The following is a 23629-nucleotide window of genomic DNA, read 5'->3' as shown; positions in this document are numbered from 1 at the left end:
AGCGTGTTTGACGGAAAGAAAGTGCGCATTAGCGCTTCTTTGAAAAAATTGAAGTGCTTTGGCTCACGTCCTTCCGAAAAACAAATAGAACAGCATCTGAGAAATCGAAGAAGCAGGTCCACTGCCCAAAGACAATGAAACCTGTGCCGTATTGTTTTTGAGGCTCATCACTCCAACAACCACCCAAGCACTGCACCCATAAATTCGCTGCACTGGTAGTCGGTGACGCCATTCCAGCTAGTCATGTAAAGGGGAGTCATGCCGTCACCCATCGCTATCACTTTTCCACCGTTGTTAAGTGTTGTGAAAACTCCAAAAGGCGCTTTGGTCTGGCTGTTGAAGCAAAACGGCGTGCCTCCTGTGACGACCCGACCTCCGTGATAGGTGATCTTCAAAGGGTTCTTAATAACAGGTGTGGGTTTGGTCAAGCCACCAGACAATGAATCTGTACTATTTTCACCGAACTGAATGCCAAATGGTCGTATCAAATCATTGGTATTGGTTTGCTTCAGTGTTGACCAGTAATCCTCTTCCATCACGAGGAATAACGAACCTCCTTTGGCAACGTACTCGGTAATGGCTTTCACTTCGTTGGCGCTGTAAGTGCTGGATGGAATATGAATGAACAGCAAATCACATTTTGCCAATTGCGCAGGCGTGATGGCTTCGTTTAGAAATCCAACCTGAGCACCAAGACTACTGGCATTTTTGCTTAGTTCCCCGATAAGGTACTCCACTCTGGGCGCATCGCCACCGGCCGAGGCGTTCATTTTATTGGGATTGTTGTAGAACTTCTGGCCGTGGGCAACGTCGACGAGGATGGTGTATTTGGCCGACTGGCCGATTAAGTAAGCGGACGACGTGATTAACACCAACATCGTGAAAGCAATTTTCCAGCACCAGTGCCTAGCTTCGGTGTTGTTACTTTGATTCTTCATTTTCATTTGAGTTTTATTTTGAACCTATTTTCCTCAATTAATGAAAATGAAGGTCATCTTTCCGTTCAAACGCTGTTCAAGTTTGTGCAAGATGGGCTAAGCACATACAAGAGTCGCTAACAAAAAAGCCGTGAAAACACGGCTTTGAAAACTTAGGTTTACTTACAGCTTATTCATCCCGAAGACATTTTGTGGGATTTACTGACGCCACTTTGAATGTTTGCCAGCCCACGATGGCCCAGGCAATAGCCAGCGCCAATAATCCCGACACGCCAAAATACCACCACTCCAGGTCAATCCGATAAGCGAAACCCTCCAGCCAGCTGCTGGCTATGTAGTAGCTGAAAGGAATGGCGATAACGATCGCCACCAAAATCATCTTACTAAAGCTGGCAGAGAGCATGTAGACAATCTGTCCAATACTGGAGCCCAATATTCTCCTGATCCCGATCTCCTTCAGCCTTCGCTCGGCCGCAAACGCTGCAAGCCCAAACAACCCCATGCATGAAATGATGATGGCCAGGCTGGCGAAATACCCGGACAAAGTACTCACCCTTTTCTCAGCTTGATACTGCCCCTGATAGTCCTGATCAAGGAACCGGGGCTCAAATGGGAAACCGGGGTTGAAGCTGGTATGAAGCTCGGCGAGTCTGCCTACTACCTCCTTTTCTCTGCCCGCCGCAATTTTGACCATGAAGCTTTCACCATCCTCGCCTGTGAGTATAAAGAAAACCGGCTTTATTTCTGAGTGAAGAGATTCGAAATGAAAGTCTTTTACCACGCCAATTATCTGCCGGTCTTCACCCCAAAGCTTGATGGTCTTTCCCAGGGGGTTTTCAAGGCCCATGTAGCGGATGGCGGTTTCATTGAAAATAATTTTGGAGCTGTCGGCACCAAAAGACCTGTCGAAGGTACGGCCTTCTCTGAGCTCTATTCCAAGCGTTTCCATCAGGTCATAATTGACGGGCAGGTTTTCAAACTCAGACCTATCGTTCGGATCTTTTCCTTCCCAGTAAATCCCTGAAGTTCCACTGTTATGGCCTGTCATGTCGTGGTCCGTGCTGGAGCCATTGATAACTCCGGGTATGTTTTTCACTTCAGCCAGGAAGGTAGTCGTCGCCGAAATACTCTCAAGCTTTCCTTCCCTTGGGAAGATGAGCACCTGGTCTTTGTTGTAGCCAAGGTCTTTTGATTGAAGCATGTCCATTTGTTTGTACACCACTAGCACAGAGGTGATGAGCACTATGGTAATCGCAAACTGAAAGATGACCAACCCCCTCCGTGCCCATAGTTCACCAATCGAGCGATGCAGCTGCCCCTTCAGCACCGTCGACGGATTGAATCCGGACAGGTAAAAGGCAGGGTAGCTACCAGCCAAAAAGCCTGTAACAACGGCTATGAGCAATGCCCCGGCGACCATTTTTAAGTCAAAATCAATGACCATTTGTTTGCCCGTGACGACATTGAACTGAGGCAAAAGGAGATAGGCCGTCAGCAACGCAAGCATCAGAGAAATGATGGCAACCAAAATTGACTCGCCCAGGTACTGATAAATCAGTGCCGTACGACCCGAGCCCATAGCTTTTTTAATGCCCACCTCTTTCATCCTTCGTGACGCCCTGGCGGTGCTTAAATTGGTGAAGTTGATGCAGGCGATCAGCAGAATAAACCCAGCGATGATGGAAAACAGCTTTACATAGGTAATTCTCCCTCCCACCATCTGTCCATTCTCATACTTTCCGTGCAGGTAATAGTCCGGATACAGTGCCACAAACGCCGTCCGGTTGGTCTCTCCGTTGACCTTGCTGGCAATATATCCTTCGAGCTTTTTATTGAGTTCGTCTGCGTCAGTTCCGGGCTTAAGGAGCAGATACGTCTTCACAAATGTGTTATTGTAGTTCCAGACACGTGCGTACTGGTCTTTTATCAGATCAATAGAAATGATGATATGATGCTGAAATGAAGAGGTGAGCGGTGCTGTTTCGAAAACACCAGACACCGCAAAATCCTGTTCGTGCTCGAAGCGAATAGTTTTACCGACAACGTTGCTGGCGTCGCCGAACAATCTTTCGGCCATATCGGCCGATATTACCATGGAGCTTTTATCTGCTAACACATGATCAGCCTGACCTTCCAGCAGCGTGACGGAAAAGACTTTGAAAAAATCCTTCCCCGCATATATGTAATCACTCTTGATATTTTTCTCCCCTACCGTCAGCGTGGCTTTGCCTCTTGAAGCCACTCCAGTCACGTATTCAACCTCCGGAAAATCTGCCTGCATGTCTGCAGCCATGGGCCCCGAGTTGGTTTCAGCCGTCCATATTCCGTACGATTGCTCCCTGTTTTCGAAAACCTGATACAGGCGATCGGCATGTTTGTAAAACTTGTCGACACTCAGCTCATGATTCACCCAAAGATAAATGAGCAGCACACAGGTCAAACCTGAGGTCAACCCGGCAAGGTTGATAAGAAATGTAGTTTTGTACTTCCTGAAGCTGCGGAAAGACAAAATAATGGTGTGTTTTAACATCGCAGTATAATTTGAGCTTTGACTTTTACTAAATGATCTGATATTTCTCCACCGGAACGACTTCATCACATCCCACACAAATCTCCTTCTGGCTTTTTTCGGCGACTTCTCAGCCCGCTTTTCAAAGAGCTCAATAAGGTCTCCTTCTATCTCATCGAGGTAGTCTTCCCTGCAAAACCAGCGCAGGAAGCGGAGGGGCCAGGCAGGCGGTGTACTTTTATTACTATTCATCCATCAGGCTGTTTACTGGGTTGGCAATGGCTGAGCGAATAGTAACCACTGAAACGATGGTCATTAGAATAAGCCCTGAAACCAACGTGGCTGCCAGAAAGGGCCACGGGCCAGGCGAGATATGATAGGCAAAAGAATCAAGCCATTTCATGCTCAGGTACCAAGCCAGCGGTAATGCAAAAATTAGCGCCACAACAAAAAGACGGACATAGCCTTCGGTCATAAGGTACCAAAGTTGACTCACCCTGGCTCCAAGCACTTTGCGAATAGCGATCTCCTTTCGCCTTGACAGCGTTCCGTTTACCAGCAAGCCCAGCTGCCCCAGGCAGCTAAGAATAATGGCCACAACTGCAAAAACAGTTGATAGTTTACCCTGTCTTATCTCCTCCAGGTGAAATTTTTTGAAATGCTCATCAAAAAACTTGGCATCTACCACCCATTGCTGATCCAGCTTTCCCACTTCTTCTTCAATAGCGGAGATGACCTCCAAAACGTCACTGGTTTTTGCCTGTACTACCAGAAAGTTGTACCCCATCCAGTCGTATGGTGAAAACTGAAACAAGGCAGGCGCTATTTTCTCTTTAAAAGACTCGAAATGGAAGTCTTTGGCGATGCCTATAATCTTCCCTTCCTTCAGTTCTTCACTGCCAAAAAAGATCGTCTGACCAATAGCACTCTCTGGCGAATTAAAACCCAGCATCCTGGCACATGTTTCATTCACAACGAACCCAGCTTGTTTGTCGGAAGCAAGGCTTTCATTTAGCTGACGGCCTGCCACAATTTGGTATGACATCAAGTCGAGGTAATTGCCTGTGATGACAAAGTTTTCTGTTTGTAAAGGGTCGCTCCCAGGGCTTAGCCTCACCGGCCAGCTGTCGCCATAGAAACCAGGCACATGAGAGCTGGCACCTACGTCAAGAACTGACGGATGCCTGACCAATTCCGATTTCAAAAGGTCGAATTTTTCAGCCAGGCCAGAATTGAGAGGAATCACAAGTGTGCCTGCTTCAGAACTCCCTTCTATCGAAGACTCCACGAACTGTAACTGTCTGAAAATAATAATACTTCCCACCAGCAGTAGCACCGACACGGCATACTGAAAAATTAACATCAGGGACTTGCCAGCTCTCCACCGGCCGGCCTCCACGACTTTGTTAGACTTCAGCGACTGCACAGGTGTCATTCCGGTGATTCCGAGCGCAGGCACAATACCGGCTCCCAGTGTGCAGACGGCTAGTAGAACAACTACTGTCACCACAGTTTCCTTTTGCAACAGCCATTCCGGTGTGAAATCTTTACCTGTGAGATCGTTGAAGAGCGGAAGAAACAGCACCAGAAGCACGCAAGCGATAATTAGAGAAAAGGCAACGACAAGGAATGCCTGAAAAAGTAATTGAAGGACAAGGCCCGACCTGCTGGCTCCCATCACTTTTCGGATGCCCATTTCCCTGAGTCGCACCAGGTAACGGCTTGAAATGAGGTTCACGAAGTTAAAGACACTTACCAGCAACACGGTGAGTGCTATTACTCCAAACATGAGCAGCGACGACCTGCTTCCCTTCGTATCAAGCTCTCTGTTGAGTCCCTCTTGAAAGTGGACATCGGCGAATGGAGTCACAGTCAGCTTATAGTCACCTCTTTCAATATCGGAAACGTAAGACTGCTTGATCATGTCCAGCTTGGCTTCAAAGCCGGGTACATCGGTGCCGGGATATAGGGCTACGTAAGTGTAGTTGCCCGGCATTTGCTGCCAGAGGTCTGATAGCCAACTGTAAAGCTTCTCCAGAGTGCTGTACGACATGACCAATTCGAACTGGAGCTGTGAATGGGATGGTACGTCCCTGAAGACGCCTGTTACCTGCGAATCGTAGTTACCTGAAGAGCCTATTGTTAGTTTTTTGCCCAATGGATCCTCATCTTTGAAGTACTTTCGGGCCAGGGTTTCGCTAATGACAACTGAGTTTGGCGCTTCCAGCACCGTTTCAGGGTTTCCCTGCAGAAGTTCAAAATCGAACATCTTGAAGAAGTCAGCGTCGGCTGAGTTCACAGTTTCAAAAAAAGCAGCGTCTCCATTGCGAACGGTCAACCGGCCATTGCTGCCGAACCTGCTCATGAATTGAACTTCTGGAAAATCCTTTCTCACAGCAGGGCCAATGGGGTAACTAGTGGTAGCGTAGGGCCCAAGATCAAGGTATTCGCCAAAAGCTAGTCTGTAAATATTGGTTCTGTTTGAATGAAAGCTATCGAAAGAGGATTCTTCAACGGCATACCAGGCAAAGAGTATAAAAAACAAGGCACCAATCGCCAGGCTTGTAAAGTTCAGTAAAGAGTAGCCCTTTTCCCGGGCGATATACCTGAGGCTTTGGCGGAATGATAAATTGTAGAATAGATTTGGCGTAATAACACGCTTTTTTAGGTTTCTCAGCCGGAACGACTTCATCACATCCCATACAAACCTCCTTCTGGCTTTTTTCGGTGACTTCTCAGCCCGCTTTTCAAAGAGTTCAATCAGATCTCCTTCTATCTCATCGAGGTAGTCTTCCCGGCAGAACCAGCGGAGGAAGCAGAGGGGGTATTTGGGAGGGCGAACTACGTTCATCCGAAGGATATTTTGGGAATTTGCTGATACAGGCTGGTGCGCAAGGAATACTGAGTGTCGAGCGTCTTTTTGCCCAGAGCAGTGATCACATAATACTTCTTTCTGCGACCGCCCCGCTCACCAGTAATTCCGCCATACCTGGAAATGACAAAGCCTTTGTCTTCCAGTCGCTTCAGCGTTACGTGAATCGCACTTATGTTGACTTTCTTGTTTTGCTTTTCTTCCAGGTTTTCGAGGATTGTGACCCCATAGGCTTCGTCGTGCAGGGCTGCTACCATTGTAAGCTCCCCTGAAGTTCGACCATTTAAAAGTTGAGAAAAAATAATCAACTTTAAATGGTAGATATGAAAAAGTCACGATTCACAGAAACACAGATTGTAAGTGCGATTAGAGCGCACGAAGCAGGGCGTAAGGCCGAGGACATTTGCCGGGAAATGGGCGTCACCACAGCGAGCTTTTATAAATGGCGTCAACGTTATGGAGGCATGGAACCCAGTGATGTAAAGAAGATGAAGGATCTTCAGGAAGAGAATGCACGCTTGAAGCGCATGTTTGCTGACCTTAGCCTGGTGCATGAGGCTTTGAAAGATGCTGTTTCAAAAAAGCTCTGACGCTTGATGAAAAAGGCGTACTGGTTCAGTTCATGGTCGAAGCGCATGGAGTGAGTCGGCGTCAAGCGTGTAAAGCAGTGAGTATGCCGAGAAGCACATACAGCTATGTACCCAAATTTAGGGATGACGGTGCGGTGATAAGAGAGCTGGAAGAACTGGTGAACAAGCACCCTTCGATAGGTTTTTGGCAATCCTATTACAGGATCAGGAAGAAAGGCTATGTATGGAATCACAAGCGTGTTTACCGAGTCTATACCGGGCTGCATCTTAATATTCGCCGCAGGTATAAAAAGCGGATTCCAGCCAGGGTAAAACAAGCTTTGTATAGGCCAGAAGGTATCAATCAGGTTTGGTCTGTAGACTTCATGAATGATAGTTTATGGGATGGTCGAAGGTTCAGGCTTTTGAATGTGATGGATGACTATAACCGGGAAGTACTAGCACTGGAAGCCGACACATCACTTCCAGCATCCAGGGTAATCAGAGTGCTAGAATACCTGAAAGAGTTCCGGGGCCTACCTAAAATGATCAGAGTGGATAATGGCCCCGAGTTTATCTCCAATCAGTTGGATCAATGGTGTCGGGGTCATCAGATCAACCTTACCTTCATCCAGCCTGGTAAGCCTATGCAAAATGGCTATGTCGAGCGATGTAACGGCAGCATTAGGAAAGAGTTACTAAATGCCAACGTCTTCCATAACCTCACAGAGGTGAGATATAAGATTGAAGAATGGCTCGATGATTACAACCGATACCGCCCCCATGAGTCACTTGGGTATCGATCTCCTGTCGAGCTATTACAAACAATATGAATACTATTTTTCCTTTTCAGCCGATGATCATTACCAAGGTGAATGCGCACAGCCTGTCAAGACCGGTTGATGCCATTGAAAATAAACAAAAATCAACCGCCTGCTTGGTCTTGACTGGCTGCCAGCAGGCACCTATTTTTGATCAGCCGGTGAAACGGAAAAGTCAACTTTTGAGTGGTCCAATTTTAGGGGGAGCTTACACCATCAGCAGCACCAGCTCTTCAAATTCACCTAATGATTGCTCTTTCATTTCATGATTTATTTACTTAACAAACGTGAATATAATATATTAGTTTCAGTTTTGTTAAGTAAATAATCATAAAAAATTATAGCCTCATGGTGAGGCTATAAATCACTTCCGGGGAGGAATGGCTTCATTACTTCTGTAGCCATATGAACCTCAAATCATTATTTCACTAACAGGTATTTCCATATCAATGAATGAAAGGGACACTTTGCTATCCTTATTTTTGACTGAACTTGTTCGGTATCTGCCTTTTTCCGGATCGCTATAAATTTCCAGAACGTTTTCTTTCAGATTAATAACCCAATAATCGGGGATGCCCGCTAGTGCGTATGTAACGCTTTTCACGTCCCTGTCAAACTGAAGTGAACTATCAGCCACTTCGATAATAAGTAAAGCATCATTAGGCCCTGGAAATTGATCAGCATAAAAGTCGCTTCGGGGCTTCAGCAAACAAATATCAGGCTCTGGTTCATTTCCCTCATTAATTCTAATTGGGTTCTGCACACTGACAATCACACTTTTCAGCAAGACCTCTTTCAAAAAATTACTGACCTTATTAACAGCACTATAGTGCTTATTTCCTATTGGACTCATCTCATATATTTCTCCATTGATTAATTCCACACGATCACCCGGCTTTAATATGCCCACCTCTGCCATCTTGTAGTACTCGTCTACATTAATCAACCGCTTCATTACTTCTGTAGCCATCGCTATACGCTTTTTCTAGTGAAATATACAAATTTTTAACCTTCCGGGAAGGGAGAGCTACTCTGTTCTCAACGACTTCACCGGGTTAGCGGTCGCAGCCTTCAAAGCTTGAAAGCTTACAGTAGCCAGGGTAATCAGCAAGGCAATGGCACCAGTGACGGCAAAAACCAACCAGCTGATGGTAGATCGGTACACGAAGCTATCCAGCCAGCTGTCCATGAAATACCAGGCCAATGGCATGGCGATAAAGCAGGAAATGACCACAAGCACCACAAAGTCTCTGGACAGCATTTGCCAAAGGTTCGCTACTGACGCACCCAACACCTTTCGAATGCCAATTTCCCGAATGCGTTGCTCCGCCACAAAAGCCGACAGCCCCAATAATCCCAGGCAGCTAATCAAAATGGCCAAACCAGCAAACACAAACCCCAGTTTGCCGATTCGCTCTTCTTCCTCAAATTTTAAAGCGTAAGCTTCATCAGCAAAGGTGTAGTCGAAGGGTGTAGATGGGGTGAGTCTTGCAAACACTTCCTGAATTTTCGGGAGGGCTTCGTGCATGCTTACGGCAGGATTGAGGCGGATATACAGCCAAGACATATCAAACTCCCCTAAGAAAATGACCGACGGATCGGTGGGTTCGTAAGGCGAACCTTTCACCATATCTTTTACTACGCCCAGAATGGTATAGGAACCTCTGTCCTGCCAAGCTAATTCTTCGCCAACTGGGTTTTCGAGTGCAAATAGCTTAGCGGCTGACTCGTTGATGATGATGCCACTTTTATCGCTTGTTATGTCTCTCGAGAAATCTCTGCCATCAACGAATTGCAAACCGACGGTTTTGCCATACTCATACGTCACAAAAATAGTATTGAATGTCTGCTCATATTTTTCTCCATGCCAGGCAAATCCACCATTCCAACCACGGGTGTCGGTCACCGAATAGTTTGCTTCGGCAATTTCCTCCACCATGCCTGTTTGCTTCAGTTCATTTCTTAGCACCAGGTACTTTCCTTTGAACTCCTTCGAAGCACTCCTCAGCGAGATCAAACCATCCCTGGAGTAGCCAACGGGCAGGCTCTTGGCGTATTCCAGTTGCTGATATACTACCAGCGTGCCAATGATCAGGCTGATCGATACTGTAAATTGGATAACCACCAATACTTTCCGTGGCAACGATGCCAAACGACCGGCCTTGAACGTACCCTTCAGTACCTTTACCGCACTGAGTGATGAAAGGAAAAGAGCAGGATAGCTGCCTGCCAACACTCCGGTCACCAGCACAATCGACAACACAGCCAGCCAGAAGAGGGGGCTTGCCCATGGGAATACCATGGCTTTGGCTGCCACCGAATTGAACCAGGGCAGCGTCAGCACTACTAAGAAAATGGCTACTATAAAGGCAAGCAGGGTGACCAGCATGGACTCTCCGAAAAACTGCTGTATTAGCTGACTGCGGTGCGAACCAAGGGCTTTGAGTATCCCGACTTCCTTGGCACGTTTTTCGGACCGGGCTGTGCTGAGGTTCATGAAATTGATGCAGGCCAGCAACAACACGAATGCGCCAATGATGCCGTTGTACCAAACAGCTTTCAGCCTCTGGCTTGTCACCGGCTTGCCGTTCTCAAATTCCGAATAAAGATGCCATTGGCTCATTGGCTGAAGAAATATTCTCGGCTCTGACTTTGCTGTTTCCTCGTCAACATGAGGCATCATTGCCTCAGCTATGGTAGCTGATATCTCATCAAACGAGTGCTCTGGTTTGATTTGGAGATAGATGTAGGTAAAATAATTATCCCACACATTGAGTGTTGTCCAGCCATTTACATATAGCTCGGCAGGTGCCAGGTAGGACGGTTCACTGAATTCAGTGTTTTTCGGAAGGTCTTCGTACACACCAGTCACTTGCAGGCTGGTGGTGGCATCCATGGTCACCATCTCCCCAACAGGGTCTGCCTCGCCGAAAAGCTTGCCAGCAAGTGAGGAAGACAGCATAATGGAGTTCATTTCTTTCAAGCCGCCCTGGCTGCCGTACTTCATATTCAGAGTAAGGATTTGCGGCCCGCCGTCCTGCATAAAATACCCGCTTTGCGAAAACTTCTTTTCTCCAACAGCAATAACCCGTTCCTCCAGCCTGGCTCTCACAAGTGCCACATCCTCAAAAAAATCTCCATAGTCGGTCTTGAGCACAGAGGCAAGCCCCGGCGCATGAACTGTATTGGCGAAACTGTCAAATTTATTGGTACGGTAGACTTTAGCGATCGTGTCGTAGTTTATGTGATACTTATTAAAAGAGAGTTCGTCGTAAATCCACAGGCTGATGAGGATGGCTACCGTCATCCCGACCGCCAATCCACCAATGTTGATGAAAGAGTAGCCCTTGTTCCTGAGAAGGTTCCTCCAGGAGATTTTGAAATAGTGCTTAAACATGGTTGTATAATTTGAGTTTGACCTTATTATTCTTTTCAGTGCAAATGGCCTCAGAAAATGAAGCACATGAAACCAGTAGAAAAGGCTCTTTTTCCAGTGGGGTTGATCTGCCAGCTCAGTGTGGTATTCATACAGGTCTCCTAGGATTTCGTCCAGCAAGTCGTCTTTGATGAACCATGCAAGAAATCGCTCTGCCGACCTTGGGGGTTGTTGATTTTTGAATGCAGTCATGGGCAATTAGCCTAGCTTGTTGATGGCCAGTTCTGGAATCTGCATCCAAAGGTTGACCTTCACATCCCGGCTTCTTTCCAGCACCTTTTTACCAGAGGCAGTGAGACTGAAAATCCGCTTGTGCCTCCCTCCTCTTGCCTCGGTGGCGCCACCAAGTCTCGATTCGATAAAGCCCTTGCTCTCCAGGCGGTTCACTGTGCCGTGCACTGCACCAATAGTAACGGTGCGGCCAGCTTGTTCCCTCAGCGCCTTTCTAATAGCCAGCCCATAAGCATCTTCTTTGAGCATCACTATCAGGAGCAGCACCAACTCTTCCAATTCACCGATGTATTCCTTTTCCATTTGCCATTAGTTATATATAGTATAACAAATATACGGAAAGAATTGACATATGTTATATAAAGTATAACATATGTCAATTATACCTTTGTGGCAGGAACGACAATAATGTAGTAGCCTATTCTCTTCTCAGCGATTCCACAGGATTAGCTGTCGACGCTTTGATAGCATGATAGCTCACCATCAGGCATGCCAGTAGCAATACAAGCCCGCCAGCCAGCGCAAAAATCCACCACGAAAGCTCTATCCTATAGTCAATATTGTCCAGGCCGGTATCTAATAGCCATCCTGCAAGGGGAGCTGCGAGGAGAAAGGATAAAAACACCGGTTTTAGGAAGTCCAAAGAAAGGGCAATGCTGATATTTGAAATGGTAGCTCCCAGCACTTTACGAATACCTACTTCCTTTCTACGTCGCTCAGCTACGTAGGCTGAAAGGCCAATTAATCCCAGACAAGCAATAAAGATGGCTAGTCCGCTGAATAGTGTAGCCATTCCCCGCATAGATCGGATTGTCGCAAATCGCTTTTGATACTCGTCTTTTGTGAAATGAACTTCGAAAGGATAAGTAGGGAAATAGCTGGCAAATATTTGCTCTACCTGGCCGAGTCTATCCTGCCAGGCCTGGTCGTTTTGGAAGCGTATGAAAATGTGTTTGATTTGATTTGTTCCAAGATAAATAACCAGAGGTTCCGGCTCGCTGGTAGGGTCGTTAAATACAAAATCCTTTACGACACCGATAATATAGCTATTGCCACCTATATGGGTGCCAACAGGTTGCTCCAGCCTCATGCGCCTGGCAGCAGTTTCATTGATCAGGCATGCCAATGAGTCGCTGCCGTATGCCTGGCTAAAGTCTCTTCCCTCGGCAATGGCCAAACCAGTTGCCTCTATCCAATCGTAGTGAACCCAGGTAATATTAATGGGGAAGTCTTCATCGGGGCCTTTTCCCGGCCATTGAAATCCTGTGAGGCCACCACCAACCTTGAGGAGGTTGTCTCCTCCTGCAGACATCGCCGTTACGCCCGGCACCCGCAGAATGTCGTTCTTAAATACATCAAACTCCTTTCCCATATCCCCACGCACTGGCAGCTCAACCAGGTTCTCCTGGTCATATCCTAATGGTCGGCTCTGCACGTGTTCCAATTGGACATAAGTTACAATAGTGGCTATAATCAGGAAAATGGAAACGAAAAACTGAAACGTTACAAGAACACGCCGGAAAACAGACGCTCCTTTGCCTGCGCTGCCCAGCCCCGTCACGGCCTGTACAGGCTTGAAACTACTGAGGAAAAATGCAGGATAGCTCCCGGCCACCATCCCGGTGACCCAGCCAAGCAGCAACACTGATGACCACAGCCGCCAGTTGGCCAGCGACATTGAAAGGTCTTTGCCTGTAAGTTCATTGAAAGACGGCAACAAGAGTTTGACTGCCACAACGCTCAGGAACAGCCCCAAAAATGTGATCACCATTGCCTCGGTCAAAAATTGCCCCACAATGATTCTTCGCTGTGCCCCTATCATCTTCCTGATCCCTACTTCCTTTACCCTCCGTTCGGAGCGTGCCGTGGCCAGGTTCATAAAGTTCACGCAAGCAAGGAGCAAAATAAACACGCCAAGCGCCCCCACGAGGTAGACGAAGTCTATTTTGCCACCATCGGGCTTTCCGTTGGCAAAGTGGTTGTAGAGGTGCAGGCGTTCGAGGGGAAAAGCAAACAAATGAACTTCTTCGTTGTCCAAATGCTCTTCAACCATGCCATCTATTTTTTCATTAAAAGCAAGCAAATCTGTGGACGGAGCAAGCAGTATCCATGTCTGGAAGGAATTATTGTCCCACTTAAGCTGTCTGTTTTGCTCATAGGTGCTGAAAGGAATAACGATATCAAATCGGATCGAGCTATTGGTTGGGACGTCCCGGATAACGGATGCTACCAAAAATTCGTCGGTATTATTAACTGTGATCGTCTTTCCTATTGGGTCTGCGTGCTCAAATAGCTTTTTGGCAGTTCGCTCGGTAATGACTACGCTGCCGGGAGAATTTAAAGCTTCTATGGCATTCCCCGTAACAGACGGGAAGGTCATTATGTTAAAAAAATCGGGATCCGCATAAAGTACCGCTTCATAGGTATTTTCGTGCCCTGCGTTCACCAGCTGTTTACCAGCCCCAAGCGTACGAGTCGCATAAACTACTTCGGGCATGCCACTCTTGAGGCTCGGCCCCAATGGCGCAGGGGTAACATCGCCTGTGAAGTATTCACCGCTCATTACCTCATGGCGCATCAACTGGTAGATGTTTGACTGGTTTTTATGGAAAGTATCGTAACTCAGCTCATGCGAAATCCACAATAGGATCAGTATACCACAAGCCAGGCCAACGGCCAGCCCGGAAATATTGAGCAATGAGTAAAGGCGGTTGACCCGGAGGTTCCGCCACGAAATGGTTAAATAATGATGAAGCATCGTTGTATAATTTGAGTTTGACCTTTTCTTTTCAAGTGCAAATGGCCGAAGTGCACTTAGCACATCGAACGCATAGTAAATGTCCGCCAGGAGTTCCCCCTTTTTCTCCCTCCGCTTTTCATACAGCTCATACAAGTCCCCTTGGAGTGTTTCCAGCACGTCTTCAGAGCAGAACCACTGCAGGAAGCGGTCAGCGAGGCGGGGAGGGTGTATTTTTCTATTTGACATGGCTCTTTCTATAAATCGTGCCGCCAGCTTATGACTGAACTGACAGCGAAAAAATCTGATGTGTCGCTGTGGGCTCGACTTACTCCGTGCTTAAGTTGAGCCCGGGCACCTGGCGGGCAAACTCCATTCGCAACTGGTTGGCTTCCTCCAGCATGGTAATGCCATAGGCCGTCAGCTTATAAAATTTCTTCCGGCGACCACCCCGTTCCGTTGTTGCACCGCCCTCCTCAGATGTTACACAGCCCTTATCCTCCAACCGGTAAAGAGCGGAGTGTAGCGCACCAATGCTGGGGTTCTTACCCATTTTCTGCTGAAGTGTTTCCTTTACAGTAACCCCATAGGCCTCCTCGCCAAGCGAACCTACCGCCAGTAATACCAATTCTTCAAATGCTCCTAACTTCATAGTCTACGTATTATATTCCTAAAACCAAATCTAATGTAAGCAGATTTGATTCCTAAAACCAAATGATATAGAAACTATTTATTTCCTGTTTGCAAAGGAAATGAGGAGAACAAGTGAAGTGTACCTAGCTGAAAAGAAACGATGCTGTGTTAGCCTAGAGAGAATTGTAATACTGAAAAAAGCTGATCAGCTCCCTCTCATTTTTAGGAGATATCTTTTCCTTTTTGGCGAAAGCACTGAGCTCTTCCTGTTTGTCAGGAAACTCTTCGATCAATTTCTTGATACTGCCGATTTTCATTACCCCACCATCTCCTATTTTGTAAAAGTACTGATCTGGCATCTTCTGATACCTGGCCGGGGTAGACGCCGCCTGCATGGCCTGAGCCGGCTGAGCTTCTCTGAACGACACCGCTTTTTTCATCAACAACTGGGCCTTGCCGCTGTCAAGCCGAAGATAAAAGCTGTTATTCATCTTCCCGATTATTTCTCCTTTTTCTACCACAAACACATTTTCGCCTATCACCACTTTCTTTATCCTCGGCTCAGGGTCAAGTGCGTATACTGCCTCGTCCTGGCTGAATTCAATCACATCTGTATCAATATTGTATCGCAACGGCACCTCGGTATAATTCCCCTTGCTGGTGTACACCTCACCTTCTGTAAACTCTGGGTTTAAGTAGGGAGAGCCATCGACAGGATATTCCTGTTTGTACAGGCTTTTGTCCATGATCTTGATCAGCATATGATCGGCAAGGTTTCGTCCGTTAAAAGATTGCGAAATAGCCGGAGAAAAAAGGAAAGCCAGAAGTGCCGTAAAAAGCAGCTTGTTAAGGTTCATAATGATGTAGTTCAAACAGGAAAAATATTTTGAAATATAACGCAATATCATTTGCGAAAGATATGTCTTTGCAGAAACTATCAGGCAAAAAAATACCACCCGCTAATGCATGGGTGGTATTTATACAGAAAACAAGAAACCTATGTATTTCTTGGAAAGTAACTATAAGACAAACTTTCTGCGACATACCCCTAAACGACTGTGCTTACCTCAGCAGAATTTGCTTTATTGAATAAAAAACATTCATGATTGACAGGCGATCGTTCTTAACAAAGACGGGTGAGGCGGCTTTCGTCGCCACTTTCCTTCCACTGGCAAGTTCACAAAAGACCTGCGCCACGCTGAAAAAGCCAATAAATAAGTCTGATGCCGATCTGGTGGCAGACGAATCGTTTTGGTATCAGGTGCAGCAATGCTACGTTCAGAACCCTCATTTTATCAACCTGGAGGCTGGCTATTTTAGCCCCGCTGCCAATGTGACCCTGGAAGATCAAATTAACAATGTCCGGATGATCAATGAGTCGCCCAGTTTTTATATGAGGCGCAGGCAGTTTGAAGAAAGAGACGACCTAAGGAAACAGCTGGCGGGCTTTGCAGGCTGTGGCGCCGATGAGCTCATCATGACCAGAAACACCACTGAATCTCTTAACATCATCATTCAGGGGCTAAAGTTGAAAGAGGGCGAGGAGATTCTCCGCACCAACAGAGAGTACCCGAGCATGATTCAGGCGCTGGATCAACGGCAAAAGAGATTTGGCACGTCGGTAAGGGTGGTCTCACTTCCATTGGTTCCCGATTCGCAGGAGCAAATCGTGCAGCTTATAGAGAAAGCTGTTACCAGCAAGACGAAAGTGATTCTGGTATCGTTCATGACCTACCTGACAGGCCAGGTGCTGCCAATCAAGGAAATTTGTACCATGGCACACAAAAAGGGCATTGAAGTGATCGTAGACGGAGCGCATGCATTTGCCCATGTGCCGTTCAAAATTACCGATTTGGACTGCGATTACTTTGCCTGCAGTTTGCACAAGTGGCTATGCGCACCTTTGGGTAACGGCCTACTCTATGTAAAAAAAGGGAAGGCGAGCAATGTTTGGCCACTTTTTGGCGACACCGATTTTGCCGAAGACGACATCAAGAAGTTGGAGCACTTCGGTACGCAACCATGCGCCAATCAACTATCGATAGCTGCTGCCATCAGGTTCCACGAGAGTATAGGCAGCGGCCTGAAGGCGTCACGACTGAACTACCTCAAACACTACTGGGTGAGCAAGGTAAAAAGCTTACCCAAAATAAAAATTAACACACCATTGGGAGAAGGTCAGTCTTATGCCATTTGCAATCTGGGCGTTGAAGGCATGTCTCCGACTGAATTAGTAGATACTCTTTATTCCGAATACAAGATATTAACTGTGGCTATCGACAACGATGACATACATGGTGCCAGAATTGCTCCGCATTTGTATACCACCATTAAAGAGCTCGACAAACTGGTAGACGCTTTGACCAATATAGTTTCAAATTAAGCTTAATTTCTGTTTACCTTTAGGTAATTGTGTAGAGCCAGAAATTGTCATTGAATTAAAAAGCCACGGGCCATATTTAACTGAATGAAAAACCTGGTATTGTTATTATTTGTTTGCATGTTTCAACAGTCCGGCTGGGCTCAGCTGGTCAACAACAAATCATTTGAAGGAGCCAATCGCCCCAACAGACCACCTGCGTTTTGGTACCCGTGTTCATCCGAAAGCACACCAGATACGCAACCATTCTCGTATGGAGTGACTTTACCAGCCGATGATGGCAAAACCTATATGGGCATCGTTACCCGGAGCCTTCCTGTCGAACCGTTCGAAGTACGGGAGGACATGGAAACCAGACTCAACCTTCCGATGATTGCAGGTTTTCCTTACTTGATCAGCGTAAGCCTGGCTCATGCCGATGACATGGGATACGATGATAACAACACTTTCATATGGGTGAACCGGCCAATTAAGTTGACAGTTTACGGAGGAACGGAAAGCTGCCTTACAGAGGAGCTTTTATGGCAATCCCCCTTGGTGGATAACACAGATTGGATTCATTTTGAGGAAGTAATCCGGCCTGAAATGGACAACTTGAGGTACCTGGTGTTTGTGGCAACCCCTGGCGGCAATCGTGCAACCAATGGCAATATCCTTATAGATAATTTTGACTTGATTGAGGAACCACTGATTATTCCCTCAGCTTTTACGCCTAACGGCGACGGGTTCAATGATCAGTTTTTTATCAAAGGAATCAAGCCTTCGTCTTCTCTTAAGGTAGTGAGCAGAGATGGCGACATGGCCTTTGAAACTGACGACTATCAAAATGACTGGGCTGGCGGAGACTGGCCGTCAGGTGTCTACTTTTATACGCTTACCAATTCGATAAAGGGTAAAACGTGGAAAGGCGAAGTGAGTATTATCAGGTAAGAAAATGTTTTGAGCTTCCGGTGAAGATGTGCCAGAAGCTCAAAACATTTTGCAAGTTATTGCCAGCCGTAGGCCTTCATCATCTTGTGGTAAATCTCCGTGTTTTGGTAGATGCCAGCAAAATCTTCCGAACCGGCTCCGAAAGCATACACAGGAACCATAGTAGCTGTGTGATGCCCGGTAGTGAACTTGGGCTCAAACTTCCATGGATCTTCTGACTCGGTGAGCGAATAACCGCCCGTTTCATGGTCAGCAGTAATCACCACAAGCGTATTACCATCTTTTGCTGCGAAGTCGAGCACTTTGCCTATGGCGTTGTCAAAGTCAATCATCTCGGAGGTGATATAGTCGGAGTCGTTGGAGTGGCCACCCCAGTCAATCTGAGAACCTTCTACGACCAAAAAGAAGCCCTCTGGGTCGCTGGCTAATTTTGGAAGCATCGCCTCTACCGCATCGCTCAAGATCGGCCCTCTGCCTTCAGCCACGGGAGCAGGCTCCCCGTCAGCTATGAAATAGCCAATTTTCTCCGATGCACTGCTCTTGAACGCTTCAAGGCTTTCGACAAAACTGAAGCCTTTTTCCTCCAAAGCAGGTAATATACTGCTGCTGTCTTTGCGAGCGGCGAAGTACTTTCTTCCGCCACCAACAAAATAGTTGAGAGGTGAATCGATCATGTCGGAAGCGATTTCTTCATGCATGCTTCTTGACGGCTGGTGGGCATAAAAGGAACCCGGAGTGGCATGGGTGATGGTACATACCACAGCAAGACCAGTGGCAAGCCCCCTGGCTCCGGCAGTTTCCAAAATTGTTTCTCTGGAAGTTGAGTCGGGCATCACACCGATGGCTCCGTTATAGGTTTTCTCACCAATAGAAAAAGCAGTGGCTCCGGAAGCTGAATCAGTAACCAAAGCATCGCTCGAAAACGTTTTGCTTAATCCCACATACTGCACCCGCTCAAGGTTGAGCTTAAAGTTGTTGGCGACAAGACCAGCGGTCACCTGGGTTAATCCCATACCGTCACCCACCATGAAGATTATATTCTTCACCGCCTTTTTCTCAGGTTGAGTGGAAACCTCCTTTGGAGGATTGCAGGATGCCACTATTACCAACAGCAGCACAAGAATTCTTTTAGCTAGATACATTGATGTTTATTTGTTTGAATTGGAAGTTACTTTTTCAAATGACACGAAAAATTCGGCACCATTTCCTTTTGTGCTTTCACACCACACCTCTCCGTTCATGGCTTCAGTGAATTTTTTCACCAGCGACAACCCAAGTCCGATGCTTTCCTCCCCACCTGTTGGCTGAGCACTTAGTCTCTGGTATTTTCCGAAAACTCTTGTCATATCTTCTTCACTTAGCCCAGGCCCTTCGTCTTTCACCGAAGTGACCACTTTGTCAGCTTCAAACCGAAGGATCAACTTGATCTCTTTTCCTTCGGGAGAGTACTTCAGCGCATTGGAAAGCAGGTTCTCTATTATATTCCGGTAGATATTTTTATCAACCCTGGCGCAAGCTGGGTTACCCACCAGTTCAGTAGTCAGTATTAATTTCTTCTTATCGGCATATAACCGGTAATTCTTCTTCTCCTCTTCAATAATTTCGCACAGGTCGACATTTTCAATATCCATATTGAAAGTCGAGTTTTCTATTGCTTCCGCATCAAGAATCTCGCTCACCATGAATTTCATTCTCGTCGTAGCCCGTTCCATAATACTCAGATAGGAAACCATATCGTCGGAAAAGGCTTCCTTTTCATAGTGCATAAGGTTAACCACCGACATGACCTGGTTGATCGGGGCTCTGAGGTCGTGCGCTACCATGCCAATGATCTCATTTTTTTCTTCATTGATAATTTTCAGCTGTCGGTTCTTTTCTTCCAGGCTTTCGGTCTGGTGTTTGATTTCCTCCTGCTGAGCAATCAACTTGTTGTTTACCCTTTGCTTTGAAATGTAGTTTCTATAAAACACCAGTGCCAAAATGATCAGCAGTATAACCGCTGTAATCAGCCATTTGAGCTGAACAGACTGTGTTTCAAGTTCTGCTTCTTTCAATAGTATTTCACTGTCTTTCTTCTCCGATTCAAACAAAAACTGCAGTTCCGATATTTTGCGAACAGACCTGACGTCGAGCAGTGAGTCCTGAAACTTGGAATACAACATATGACTTTCAAGCGCCTTGTCATACCTGCCCACCCGTTGGTACACCTCCGCAAGGCTGTAGTAGGCTTCCATAAGCTCCTCAGTAAGCCTGATTCTGCCGCTTACCGTGGCTGCCAGCTTGGAGTAAAACAAAGCAGTTTCCAGATCGTTTTTTGCAGCATAAGCCCGGCCCAGTTTATTGAGGTTGTCTGCTACCTCCAGCTGGTTATTCATTGACTCAGCCAGCCTCAGTGCACGATTATAATACGATATGGCCTGGTCATAGTCCGCCAGATAGAGATACACATCGCCCAGGTTATTATAACCATCGGTTACGCCATATCCATTGTTTATTTTCAGATCAATTTCGAGTGCTTCGTTATACCGAAGAATTGCCGCATCGTAGTCTTTTTGATCCCTGAAAACGTCTCCAAAATTGTTGATATTCTCCGAAACGAGTGCCGAGTCCCCTATTTCGGTGGCTAACGCAAAGGACAAATCGTAGTTTCTGCTCGCCTCCTTGTAGTTCTTTTGCCTCCTGAAAACGTCACCAATGCTATTATAACACTCAGCAACACTTTTTTTGTCTTTCTGAGCATCATGAAGTTGAAGCGATTCGTAAAAAGTCCTGTAGGCTAACTCAAGCTGACCTCTGTTTTGATAGTAGTTACCCTGTAGAAATAAAGCCCTCGCAACGCCTGCGGTGTAGTCGTACTGTCGGGAAACTTCCAGTGATTCGGTGATTAATGCCTGGGCGGAATCAGGTTCCGTTCTAAGAAAAACACTGGCAAGATGGTTAATGCTGTCGACAAGCGAGACGTGATTGTGAGATGGTTTCGCCGGTTCCTGATAAAAGTGTCTTCCGAACAAGGGGGGCACCGACCCGCTCATTAAGAACAGTAGTATAAAAAGTATCTTCCTTCCTTTCATTGAAGCATGGGTGCGCCTAAAATCACTAACAGAACAAAAATAGCAATTATGATACAGTACGTAACAGAACTGTGATTAAAGGTTTGTGAATTCCTGGGATGGGAAGTAAAGAAAAAGCTGTTTCAAAGGTAGTTGCCTGACCAACCTGACTGAAAGGTAGGCTCGCTCTTAAAATTTGACATTTGGTTTACGCCAAACTCGCAACCGCCTATTGAAACAGCTCTGTAAGTAGCAAAAAAGTTTATTTCGTTTTCAATGCCTTTTCAAGCTCATCAATCATTTTCTTGGTAATGGCTTTGGGTTTGTCTTTTTTATATTTCACAAGAGCCTTTAGGGCCTTTGCTCCTATCTCATACAATCCGGACGAGTTTTGGTCATTCCTGAAACTTCCAAGTACCCAGTCCAGCTCTGCTTGAATTTTCTCTTCAATCCCAAGTTGTGCGAGTTTCTCACGTGCCTCAACGCAAGCCATCTCAATTTTCTCATTAGCTGAAGTAGCCATAATAGTAATGCTTAATAGAGTGATGATATTTTTATTAATTACGCACAAAATTAATCATTTCATTAGATAATATACAAAAAATAATAAATAATGTTAACACAAATTTAATTCAGCAAACGATTTCGTAGCCATTTACAGGCTCACTTTTGCTTTAGAAATTTTCAGCAGGGTAAAAAAAGGAGATTGTAACGAACCAGCCGCAAGTCCCGACAGCCTGCCGGGATGCTCTGTTCTTGATGCTTGCGCTTTAGATTGAAAACCTAGGATTACTGTCCGGCAGTGTCAGGCTTTTTGCCTATGGGAATCATGTAGGCCAAAGACACAAAGCCTACCAGGTGCTTGGAGCTGTCGGGGATAGTAGAAATGAGCCTGTTTGAAAAAATCATATCGCTGATGGTGACCTCTAGGCCGCCCTCCAGTTGTAGCAGCCCGAAGCTGAAAAGTCTATTGAGCCCTCCCGATGCTCTCAGCCCATAGCCAATGGTGCGATCAACATTCGGGTCAAACCGATAAAACTCTTCACCATCTTTTACCACTCCCTGCAGTTCGTCCTTCTGATTAAGGAATATCTCCAGATAGGGACCCATGTTCACAAAAAATTGAGTCTTTTGCTTTCCAAGGTAGGCATTCATCAGCAAGGGAATCTCCAAATAATTCATTTTGGTGGTGTAAAAACCTGAGTCGAGGAGCTGTTTGTAACCCTTCTCGATGTAGTTCACTTCCATTTGAATGCCCGCATGTTCCGCCAGAAAGAGTTTTCCTACAGCGCCATATTGCTTACCGTAAACAAAACTAGTTTGCATAATCACAGGCCTGAACGTGTCGCTGAAAAGCACTTCACTGAAATGCGCACCTCCACGCAAGCCAAAATAGCCCCATGCGCCTCCTTTACTGCTGCCAGTGGGCGCTGTAGCCGTTTCATCAATTTCCTGGCCCGATACAGAAACCCCGGACAGACAAGCCGCAATGAAGATCAAAATCCGAAAAAACCTCATTTGGATTCCTTTTAAATTAAAATGTCTCAAAGGCAAGATTTATTGTCTTTCCCATGAGACATTCATACGTACCAAAACCTGTAAAGACCTTACGACTCCTTAGGACTTTGGATTTTGGTTTTCTCATTCTTCTCTTTAGCTGGCCTGGAATTGCCGTGAGAAGCAATTGTAATTTTTCCTTTTCTCGTCTTTTTATCTCCTCTTCCCATTGTAATTATGTTTTGCGGTGCAAATTTAAGTTGAAGTGCAATATTAGCAAATTTTAGTGGTTCCTTCACGACGAATGTACCATTGCCGGTTTCCAGCCATGAACTCGCAACATCCTTTCACAATTTCCATAGCCGGAAGGGAATAAATTCTCGTATCCGATAGTTTCGCAGAAACAGAAAGGAAATTAAAATGAGCAACTCCGAAGCCAACGCATCCCGCAAGGCGCAAGCAAAAGTGTTGAGAGTTTTCCGAAAGGTGCATCGCCTAACTGGCGCATTCCTCTTCGTATTCTTCTTCTTTGTTTCCATATCAGGCCTGGTGCTCGGGTGGAAAAAACATTCGGGCGATTTGATCCTGGCCAAAACCCGAACCGGGCAGTCAGCCAACCAGCAGAAATGGAAACCAATGAGTGAAATAATGGCAATTGCCCAAACCTACCTTCACGACTCCATAGATGCCTCGCTTTCCCCTGCTATTGACAGACTTGACATCCGGCCCGACAAGGGGATAGTGAAAATCTTGTTTACTGATCATTATAAAAGCCTTCAGATCGACTGCACCACGGGGGAGGTACTGCACACCGAAACCAGATTATCAGATTTGATCGAGCACATCCACGACGGTTCTATTGTCGACGATGCTTTTGGCTGGCAAAAAGGCCTTTTTAAGCTCACATACACTACAGTTATCGGCCTGGCTCTCCTCGTGTTCACAATCACCGGTTTTTGGCTTTGGTATGGGCCGAAAGCCATGAGAAAGCAAACAAATAAGGCGCACGCTTAGTTAGCAAAATCT

Annotated in this window: 20 protein-coding genes; 5 read left to right on the top strand and 15 right to left on the bottom strand. The window is 46.2% G+C overall.

The genetic code is table 11. The features are described 5' to 3' along the window. Positions 1 to 167: 167 nt before the first annotated feature. The 4 genes from ACMVP2_RS17760 to ACMVP2_RS17745 all read right to left on the bottom strand — a co-directional run bounded on the left by ACMVP2_RS17760 (position 168) and on the right by ACMVP2_RS17745 (position 6576). Positions 168 to 938 (bottom strand): hypothetical protein, encoded by a 771-nt coding sequence (locus ACMVP2_RS17760; protein WP_416864446.1) that lies wholly within the window; start codon positions 936 to 938, stop codon positions 168 to 170. 169 nt (positions 939 to 1107) lie between these two features. Continuing rightward, positions 1108 to 3699: an ABC transporter permease gene (locus ACMVP2_RS17755; RefSeq protein ID WP_416864445.1), complete on the bottom strand. Its 2592-nt coding sequence runs from the start codon at positions 3697 to 3699 to the stop codon at positions 1108 to 1110. Further along, the gene (locus tag ACMVP2_RS17750; RefSeq protein WP_416864444.1) at positions 3692 to 6298 is read right to left on the bottom strand and encodes an ABC transporter permease; all 2607 of its coding nucleotides are present in this window, start codon (positions 6296 to 6298) and stop codon (positions 3692 to 3694) included. The genes ACMVP2_RS17755 and ACMVP2_RS17750 overlap by 8 nt, the downstream gene beginning before the upstream one ends. After that, the gene (locus ACMVP2_RS17745) at positions 6295 to 6576 is read right to left on the bottom strand and encodes a PadR family transcriptional regulator (RefSeq protein WP_416864443.1); all 282 of its coding nucleotides are present in this window, start codon (positions 6574 to 6576) and stop codon (positions 6295 to 6297) included. The genes ACMVP2_RS17750 and ACMVP2_RS17745 overlap by 4 nt, the downstream gene beginning before the upstream one ends. A gap of 66 nt (positions 6577 to 6642) precedes the next feature. Between ACMVP2_RS17745 and ACMVP2_RS17740 the strand changes: the two genes are divergently transcribed. Beyond that, positions 6643 to 7721, top strand: a protein-coding gene (locus tag ACMVP2_RS17740; RefSeq protein WP_416864116.1) for an IS3 family transposase whose coding sequence is annotated in 2 segments (ribosomal slippage) — positions 6643 to 6895 and positions 6895 to 7721 — 1080 coding nt in all. Because the reading frame shifts where the segments join, the coding sequence is not laid out codon by codon here. Next, on the top strand, positions 7718 to 7978 hold the full coding sequence (locus tag ACMVP2_RS17735) for a hypothetical protein (RefSeq protein WP_416864442.1): 261 nt from the start codon (positions 7718 to 7720) through the stop codon (positions 7976 to 7978). The genes ACMVP2_RS17740 and ACMVP2_RS17735 overlap by 4 nt, the downstream gene beginning before the upstream one ends. A 143-nt stretch (positions 7979 to 8121) precedes the next feature. Here ACMVP2_RS17735 and ACMVP2_RS17730 read toward each other — a convergent pair whose 3' ends face one another. The 6 genes from ACMVP2_RS17730 to ACMVP2_RS17705 all read right to left on the bottom strand — a co-directional run bounded on the left by ACMVP2_RS17730 (position 8122) and on the right by ACMVP2_RS17705 (position 15618). Next, the gene (locus ACMVP2_RS17730; protein ID WP_339793145.1) at positions 8122 to 8679 is read right to left on the bottom strand and encodes a Uma2 family endonuclease; all 558 of its coding nucleotides are present in this window, start codon (positions 8677 to 8679) and stop codon (positions 8122 to 8124) included. A 57-nt stretch (positions 8680 to 8736) separates the two neighbouring features. Further along, on the bottom strand, positions 8737 to 11337 hold the full coding sequence (locus tag ACMVP2_RS17725) for an FtsX-like permease family protein (protein WP_416864441.1): 2601 nt from the start codon (positions 11335 to 11337) through the stop codon (positions 8737 to 8739). A 6-nt stretch (positions 11338 to 11343) separates the two neighbouring features. After that, the gene (locus tag ACMVP2_RS17720; protein WP_416864440.1) at positions 11344 to 11679 is read right to left on the bottom strand and encodes a PadR family transcriptional regulator; all 336 of its coding nucleotides are present in this window, start codon (positions 11677 to 11679) and stop codon (positions 11344 to 11346) included. A gap of 115 nt (positions 11680 to 11794) precedes the next feature. Continuing rightward, the gene (locus tag ACMVP2_RS17715) at positions 11795 to 14362 is read right to left on the bottom strand and encodes an ABC transporter permease (RefSeq protein WP_416864439.1); all 2568 of its coding nucleotides are present in this window, start codon (positions 14360 to 14362) and stop codon (positions 11795 to 11797) included. Between the two features lie 79 nt (positions 14363 to 14441). After that, positions 14442 to 14765, bottom strand: a complete 324-nt coding sequence (locus ACMVP2_RS17710; protein ID WP_339793149.1) for a PadR family transcriptional regulator — start codon at positions 14763 to 14765, stop codon at positions 14442 to 14444. 154 nt (positions 14766 to 14919) lie between these two features. Next, on the bottom strand, positions 14920 to 15618 hold the full coding sequence (locus tag ACMVP2_RS17705; RefSeq protein WP_416864438.1) for a hypothetical protein: 699 nt from the start codon (positions 15616 to 15618) through the stop codon (positions 14920 to 14922). Positions 15619 to 15848: 230 nt separating this feature from the next. On the opposite strand from ACMVP2_RS17705, the gene ACMVP2_RS17700 reads away from it, so the two are divergent. After that, positions 15849 to 17129 carry an aminotransferase class V-fold PLP-dependent enzyme gene (locus ACMVP2_RS17700; protein ID WP_416864437.1) on the top strand — a complete coding sequence of 427 codons (1281 nt, stop codon included), beginning with the start codon at positions 15849 to 15851 and terminating at the stop codon, positions 17127 to 17129. Positions 17130 to 17213: 84 nt separating this feature from the next. Then, a complete protein-coding gene (locus ACMVP2_RS17695) occupies positions 17214 to 18056 on the top strand; it encodes a gliding motility-associated C-terminal domain-containing protein (protein ID WP_416864436.1) in 843 nt (280 codons plus the stop codon). 56 nt (positions 18057 to 18112) lie between these two features. Here ACMVP2_RS17695 and ACMVP2_RS17690 read toward each other — a convergent pair whose 3' ends face one another. The 5 genes from ACMVP2_RS17690 to ACMVP2_RS17670 form a co-directional block, all read right to left on the bottom strand. Then, complete coding sequence (locus ACMVP2_RS17690) at positions 18113 to 19198, bottom strand: alkaline phosphatase (protein WP_416864435.1); 1086 nt, start codon at positions 19196 to 19198, stop codon at positions 18113 to 18115. Positions 19199 to 19204: 6 nt separating this feature from the next. Next, positions 19205 to 21127, bottom strand: a complete 1923-nt coding sequence (locus tag ACMVP2_RS17685) for a tetratricopeptide repeat protein (RefSeq protein ID WP_416864434.1) — start codon at positions 21125 to 21127, stop codon at positions 19205 to 19207. Positions 21128 to 21368: 241 nt separating this feature from the next. Beyond that, positions 21369 to 21629 (bottom strand): hypothetical protein, encoded by a 261-nt coding sequence (locus tag ACMVP2_RS17680; RefSeq protein ID WP_339793155.1) that lies wholly within the window; start codon positions 21627 to 21629, stop codon positions 21369 to 21371. A gap of 266 nt (positions 21630 to 21895) precedes the next feature. Continuing rightward, positions 21896 to 22624 (bottom strand): porin family protein, encoded by a 729-nt coding sequence (locus tag ACMVP2_RS17675; protein WP_416864433.1) that lies wholly within the window; start codon positions 22622 to 22624, stop codon positions 21896 to 21898. 89 nt (positions 22625 to 22713) lie between these two features. After that, positions 22714 to 22833, bottom strand: coding sequence for a 30S ribosomal protein THX (locus ACMVP2_RS17670; RefSeq protein WP_152000514.1), 120 nt, complete (start codon positions 22831 to 22833; stop codon positions 22714 to 22716). A 190-nt stretch (positions 22834 to 23023) separates the two neighbouring features. Here ACMVP2_RS17670 and ACMVP2_RS17665 point away from each other — a divergent pair, with 190 nt between their 5' ends. Beyond that, positions 23024 to 23617, top strand: a complete 594-nt coding sequence (locus ACMVP2_RS17665; RefSeq protein WP_416864432.1) for a PepSY domain-containing protein — start codon at positions 23024 to 23026, stop codon at positions 23615 to 23617. The last annotated feature ends 12 nt before the right edge of the window (positions 23618 to 23629 follow it).

The sequence above is a fragment of the Imperialibacter sp. genome (assembly GCF_048007035.1).
In the GTDB taxonomy this organism is placed as follows: Bacteria; Bacteroidota; Bacteroidia; order Cytophagales; family Cyclobacteriaceae; genus Imperialibacter.
The sequence above is the reverse complement of the archived record's forward strand: the minus strand, read 5'-3'. Positions and strand labels throughout refer to the sequence as shown.